This window comes from Glaesserella sp., from assembly GCF_041814905.1.
Classification (GTDB): Bacteria; Pseudomonadota; Gammaproteobacteria; order Enterobacterales; family Pasteurellaceae; genus Glaesserella.
Genome location: NZ_JBGXYA010000021.1, coordinates 93,569 through 100,103, shown reverse-complemented (window position 1 = coordinate 100,103; position 6,535 = coordinate 93,569). Strand labels below are relative to the sequence as shown.

Annotated in this window: 5 protein-coding genes; 4 read left to right on the top strand and 1 reads right to left on the bottom strand. The window is 42.0% G+C overall.

The window, feature by feature from the left end; all coding sequences use genetic code 11:
• Window positions 1–245 precede the first annotated feature (245 nt).
• The 3 genes from aceF (at window position 246) to ACEYJ7_RS03490 (ending at window position 5,245) form a co-directional block, all read left to right on the top strand.
• Window positions 246–2,144: a pyruvate dehydrogenase complex dihydrolipoyllysine-residue acetyltransferase gene (aceF, locus tag ACEYJ7_RS03500; protein ID WP_373777645.1), complete on the top strand. Its 1,899-nt coding sequence runs from the start codon at window positions 246–248 to the stop codon at window positions 2,142–2,144.
• Window positions 2,145–2,295: 151 nt separating this feature from the next.
• Entirely contained in the window at window positions 2,296–3,720 is a 1,425-nt protein-coding gene (lpdA, locus tag ACEYJ7_RS03495) for a dihydrolipoyl dehydrogenase (protein WP_373777643.1), read from the top strand.
• A 55-nt stretch (window positions 3,721–3,775) separates the two neighbouring features.
• A complete protein-coding gene (locus ACEYJ7_RS03490; RefSeq protein WP_373777642.1) occupies window positions 3,776–5,245 on the top strand; it encodes a YdgA family protein in 1,470 nt (489 codons plus the stop codon).
• A gap of 128 nt (window positions 5,246–5,373) precedes the next feature.
• Here the strand turns inward: ACEYJ7_RS03490 and ACEYJ7_RS03485 are convergent, their stop codons facing one another.
• Window positions 5,374–5,748 (bottom strand): helix-turn-helix domain-containing protein, encoded by a 375-nt coding sequence (locus ACEYJ7_RS03485; protein WP_373777641.1) that lies wholly within the window; start codon window positions 5,746–5,748, stop codon window positions 5,374–5,376.
• Window positions 5,749–5,903: 155 nt separating this feature from the next.
• Here ACEYJ7_RS03485 and ACEYJ7_RS03480 point away from each other — a divergent pair, with 155 nt between their 5' ends.
• Window positions 5,904–6,518, top strand: coding sequence for a transferrin-binding protein-like solute binding protein (locus ACEYJ7_RS03480; RefSeq protein WP_373777640.1), 615 nt, complete (start codon window positions 5,904–5,906; stop codon window positions 6,516–6,518).
• Window positions 6,519–6,535: the final 17 nt, after the last annotated feature.

Sequence of the window (6,535 nt, the reverse complement as noted above, 5' to 3'; positions counted from 1 at the left end):
GCATTAACCCAATTAGCGAACGAAGGCACTATCGACAGAAAAGTCGTTGCAGATGCAATTGCGAAATTCGGTTTAAATGTAGATCGTATTAATCCGTTATACGCATAATCAATTATTTCCATGCAAAAGTAGGGACGCCATGCATGGCGTCCATTACAAGCGGTCAGATGCCGTTAATTTTTTGCAAGTTGAAGAAGGACGCGAAGCGTCGCATCCCTACAAGCTAGGAAAAATAAGGAATAAACATGTCAAAACAAATTCAAGTTCCAGATATCGGTGGTGATGAAGTCACCGTAACCGAAGTAATGGTCAAAGTGGGCGATACCATTGCCGTTGATCAATCTATCATTAACGTAGAAGGCGATAAAGCCTCTATGGAAGTTCCGGCACCAGAAGCGGGTGTGGTTAAAGAAGTCTTAGTGAAAGTGGGCGATAAAGTTACCACAGGTTCACCAATGTTAGTATTAGAAGCGGCAGGTTCAGCACCGGCTCCGCAACCAGAAGCTGCACCAGCTCCGGCGGCAGCACCGACAGCAAGTGCGGTTGTTGATGTGAATGTACCGGATATCGGTGGCGATGAAGTAAACGTGACCGAAATTATGGTTAAAGTGGGCGATACCGTTGCCGTTGATCAATCCATTATCAACGTAGAAGGCGACAAAGCCTCTATGGAAGTCCCGGCGCCGGTCGCAGGCGTGGTTAAAGAGATTTTAATCAATGTTGGCGATAAAGTTTCAACAGGCAAATTAGTGATGCGTTTTGAAGTCGCAGGCACAGCACCGGCAGCGTCTCCGGCACCTGTTGTAGCTGCACCAGTACCACAAGCAGGTGGCTCAGCGATTAAAGATGTTAATGTACCGGATATTGGTGGCGATGAAGTCAACGTAACTGAAATCATGGTCAAAGTGGGTGATACCGTTGCTGTTGATCAATCTATCATCAACGTAGAAGGCGACAAAGCGTCTATGGAAGTCCCGGCACCAATCGCAGGTGTGGTGAAAGAAATTTTAGTGAAAGTGGGCGATAAAGTTTCAACCGGCTCATTAATTATGAAATTTGAAGTTGCAGGTGCAGCTCCAGTAGCATCTGCTCCAGCACCGCAAGCAGCGGCAGCACCTGCACCGGTTGTAGCAACTCCAGCGCAATCAGGTAATGTGTCTGGTTTAAGCCAAGAACAAGTAGTTGCAAGTGCAGGCTATGCTCATGCAACACCGGTGATTCGTCGTTTGGCACGTGAGTTTGGCGTAAACTTAGATCGTATTAAAGGTACAGGTCGCAAAGGTCGTATCGTTAAAGAAGATATTCAAGCCTATGTAAAAACTGCAGTTCAAGTCTTTGAAGATGTGAAAGCAGGTAAAGCTCCGGCTGCGGCAGGCAATGGCGTAGCAAACGGTGCAGGTTTAGGCTTATTACCGTGGCCGAAAGTCGATTTCAGCAAATTTGGTGAAATTGAAGAAGTAGAATTAAGTCGTATCAATAAGATCTCAGGTGCGAACTTACATCGTAACTGGGTAATGATTCCACATGTTACACACTTTGATCGTACGGATATCACAGATTTAGAGAACTTCCGCAAAGAACAAAACAAACTGGCTGAAAAACAAAAATTAGATGTGAAAATCACGCCTGTGGTGTTCATTATGAAAGCGGTAGCGAAAGCCTTAGAAGCCTTCCCTCGTTTCAACAGCTCAATTTCTGAAGACGGTCAAAAACTTACTCTTAAGAAATACATTAACATCGGCGTAGCGGTGGATACACCAAACGGCTTAGTCGTACCTGTATTCAAAAATGTGAATAAAAAAGGTATTGTTGAGCTTTCACGTGAATTGATGGAAGTGTCTAAGAAAGCGCGTGACGGTAAATTGACTGCCGCAGATATGCAAGGTGGTTGTTTCACCATTTCAAGCTTAGGCGGTATCGGTACAACGCACTTCACACCAATTGTGAATGCCCCTGAAGTGGCAATTTTAGGCGTATCGAAATCAGAAATGATGCCACAATGGAACGGTAAAGAGTTTGAGCCACGCTTAATGCTTCCGTTATCATTATCTTTCGACCACCGTGTGATCGATGGTGCTGATGGTGCTCGTTTCTTAAGCTACATCAATGGTGTACTTGCGGATATCCGTCGTTTAGTAATGTAATTGGCATACAAGCGGTGAGATTTGTAAAAAAATTTGCAAATCCTACCGCTTGTTCTTAATTCTGTGATCTTAGTCGCATTGTAAAATAGGTAAAAAACGCTAAAATAGCAAAATTAACAAGTCTATAACAAATGCGAACCCAGAGGTAAACATGAGCAAAGAAATTAAAACCCAAGTCGTGGTACTTGGTGCAGGCCCGGCGGGCTACTCAGCAGCATTCCGTTGCGCAGATTTAGGCTTAGAAACGGTTTTAGTCGAACGTTATTCAACCCTTGGTGGTGTGTGTTTAAACGTTGGTTGTATTCCGTCTAAAGCATTATTACACGTTGCAAAAATCATTGAAGAAGCGAAACATGCGGAACATAACGGTATTACGTTTGGCGAACCAACGATTGATTTAGACAAAGTCCGTGCAGGTAAAGAAGCGGTGGTTGCAAAACTGACAGGCGGCTTAGCTGGTATGGCAAAAGCACGTAAAGTGACCGTGGTTGAAGGTCAAGCAACATTTGCTGATCCAAATACCTTAGTCGCACGTGACCGTGACGGTAATCCAACCACCATTAAATTTGACAATGCAATTATTGCAGCCGGTTCCCGTCCTATTCAACTTCCGTTTATTCCACATGACGACCCACGTATTTGGGATTCAACGGATGCGCTTAAATTAAAAGAAATCCCGAAGAAATTACTCATTATGGGCGGTGGTATCATCGGTTTGGAAATGGGCACCGTGTATGAAGCATTGGGCTCAGAAGTGGAAGTGGTTGAAATGTTCGACCAAGTTATCCCAGCAGCAGATAAAGACGTTGTAGCAATCTTCACCAAACGTATTGAGAAAAAATTCAAATTAATGCTTGAAACCAAAGTAACCGCGGTAGAAGCGAAAGACGACGGTATTTACGTTTCTATGGAAGGCAAAGCGTGTAATGACACCAAACGCTATGATGCCGTATTAGTGGCTATCGGACGCGTACCGAACGGTAAATTATTAGATGCAGGTAAAGCGGGCGTAGAAGTGGATGACCGTGGATTTATCCGTGTGGATAAACAAATGCGTACCAATGTGCCACACATTTTCGCGATCGGCGATATCGTCGGTCAGCCGATGTTGGCGCACAAAGGCGTTCACGAAGGTCACGTGGCTGCAGAAGTGATTGCAGGACAAAAACACTACTTCGATCCAAAAGTGATCCCATCTATCGCTTATACTGAGCCGGAAGTGGCTTGGGTCGGTAAAACCGAGAAAGAGTGTAAACAAGAAGGCTTAAATTACGAAGTGGCGAAGTTCCCTTGGGCTGCGTCAGGTCGTGCGATTGCCTCTGAATGTGCAGACGGTATGACTAAATTAATCTTCGATAAAGATACGCATCGTTTACTCGGTGGTGCGATTGTTGGTACTAACGGTGGTGAATTGTTAGGTGAAATCGGTTTAGCGATTGAAATGGGCTGTGATGCGGAAGATATTGCATTAACCATCCACGCTCACCCGACCTTACACGAGTCTGTAGGTCTTGCAGCAGAAGTGTTTGAAGGGTCAATTACCGATCTTCCAAATGCGAAAGCAAAGAAAAAATAGTTAAAACAATATAGAATAGAGAGCTTTAGGCTCTCTATTTTTTTAAGGAGATTATATGAAATATTCTAAACTGGTATTATCTTTGGCTGCCGTATTCGGTGGTGTATTTATTGGTGGAAGCTGGTATAGCGGTAAATTAGCTGAAGAAAAATATCAATCTTATATTCATTACGCCAATAATGAACTTGGTCAACTTCTTAGCCAATTTAATTTGGACTTTAAAGTCGATAACGTTAAATTCGAGCGACATTTATTTACTTCGGATATTCGTTACAACCTTGTGGTAAAAGATAAAAGCATCGGAGAGGGTTTTACTTTACCTGTAGAGAGTCAGCTGTATCACGGACCATTTCCGCTTAACCGTATAAAACGGTTTGATTTTGCACCGAGAATGTTCAGCGCAGAAAGTGCTTTAGTGGCAATTGAGCCAATTAAAGTGAATTTCGAGGGCGGTTATATTGCGAATATCATTTCCGATATTGATTATTCGGGGAAATTGGCCTCCGTCAAAGTGGCAATGCCTAAAAAGAATTTTGTTGAGCACAATGCAACAACAAGTGTGATGGCCTATTTTCAACCGTCGGAATTTAATCTGACTCCGGCTAAAAACGGTCAATGGGCGATGAATTACCATATACCGCAAGTTTTACTGAAATCTGAAAATAAAAATGCAGCCTATCCTACGGCAACCATTGAAATTAATCGGTTTTCGATAAATACGTTAATCGATGAAAAAGCACTATTGAAATACCATTATACTGCCGTAGCTAATGCCGAGATGAAAATTGATTCTATTGCATTTAAGTCTGATAATATGTTTTCAATAGAAAATTTTCATACAAAAGGTGAGAATCGAATCGTAGATAATAAAATATTACAATCATCGTTCAGCGGTGGCATGGCATTAAACGGCGCTAGACCTCAATTTGATCCTATCCGTTTTGGAAAAATTACGTTTAATAGTGAATCGGAATTGGACAATGAGGCTTATGTCAAACTGTTGGATTATACCTACACTGCCGATTTAGCTAAATCAGAAGTCATGCAAACCGAATTGGAGCAGTTGGTTAAAAATTTAGTCACTAAGCCGATAAAATTGACGATGAGTCCTATCGAGTTCGAAAATGAAAAAGGCAAAAATCGTTTTGATTTGGTGCTAAATTCATCCGGTTTTAGCGAAGAACAGATACAAAACGGACTACAATCACTGCCGGAAACGTTACAAAGCTTTAACAACAGTAAAATAGCTATTCAACTTAACCTAAATTCGCTGGAAGAGTTGATCAAACAAGTGACGTTGTATCACTCCCCAAAACCGGTAGAAGCGGAAGAACAAGCGAAACAGTTAAGAGAAATGTTTGAAATGCAGTTGCAGACCTATGCACAAAAAAATCTACTGATATACAATCAAAACGAAGTAGCTTTCAGCATTGAATTGAAAGACGGTAAAATTCTTCTGAACGGTAACGAACGCTCATTGGAAGAGTTACAGCAGTTAATTTCAAATTTAGAAGAGCAAAATTAAAAGAGCAAGCGGTCGGCTTGGCCGAGAAATTTGCAAAAAATTCCTCGTAACTGACCGCTTGTATGACTGCTTATTATTCTCCAAATAGTCTTTTCAACTCGTTAACCTCATGCACCCGCATTCACACTCTATTTATTTATCGAATCCAAAAAGTTAATTAAATTCCGTTTTTGTTCACTGTTTAACTTCGCCCAGTGATAATCCAAGCGTTGCTTCAATGCATCATTTCGAATCGGTACATAGTGTTCTTTGTCTGAAAAAGTCAGATTATCCGCTTTGCTGTCAGCAAAAAACCAACTAATCGGTGTATTTAAAATTACGGCAATATTGGCTAAATGGGAAACATTGATCTTGGTTGCCCCACGTTCATAACGTGAAAATTGCTGCTGTGACACCCCGATTTGTTCCGCCAACACCTCAGCACTCAAACCGATTTCTTTACGTCGTTGTACGATTCGCTTTCCGATTGCCAAATCCACATCCGTTGCTACAAATTTTGTCATATTTACTACTCATCAAAAATTTACTCAATGAGCGATATTTTTCGTTATTTATACTCTTGTTTTTATCTCTATAGAATTGTATATTTATTAAAATACTCTTTGATTGAGTATTTACAAACTTACTTAACATTACTTTTAACTTAAGGAGACCCAAAATGAAACGTATGAAAATTATTTCTGTTGTGTTTATTACCGGTGTTATTTCCGCCTGTGGCGGTGGTGGTGGAGGTGGTACGGCTGAAACACCGGATGGAGAAAAAATTAATCTGACACTAAGCCCTAAAGGAACCGTGGGAGGAAATACGCCCGAAGGAAGATTATTCGGACAAAACAATGCAGATTCATTTTACGGTGTGTGGCGGAATGATGCCAAAACCTTGCGGGAACTTCGCTATCAAGGCACCGAAGCTACCAATATTCCGACTTCGGGCGTTGCCATCTACAAAGGGGATGCAGTTTGGATAAGCGGGTACAACAACTCCTTCCAAAAAGGCGGGAATACCACCCTGAAGGTTGATTTTGATGAAAAAACCGTTAACGGAAAAATCACCTTCTCTATATTTAACGGTGATGAATTCAGACGTGATATCACCTTGCATACAGGTTCACTGTCCGGAGCCTCGTTCGCAGGGCGAGCCAGTGTACTCGGTAACAGTGGCGGTCAATACCAAGGAGCCTTATTCGGAGATGGCGCCAAAGAAGCCGCCGGTTTGGTGCAATTTAAAAATAACAGCAGCTTAGATGTCAGCTTCGGCGGTAAAAAACAATAATTCAATCACTATTTGGA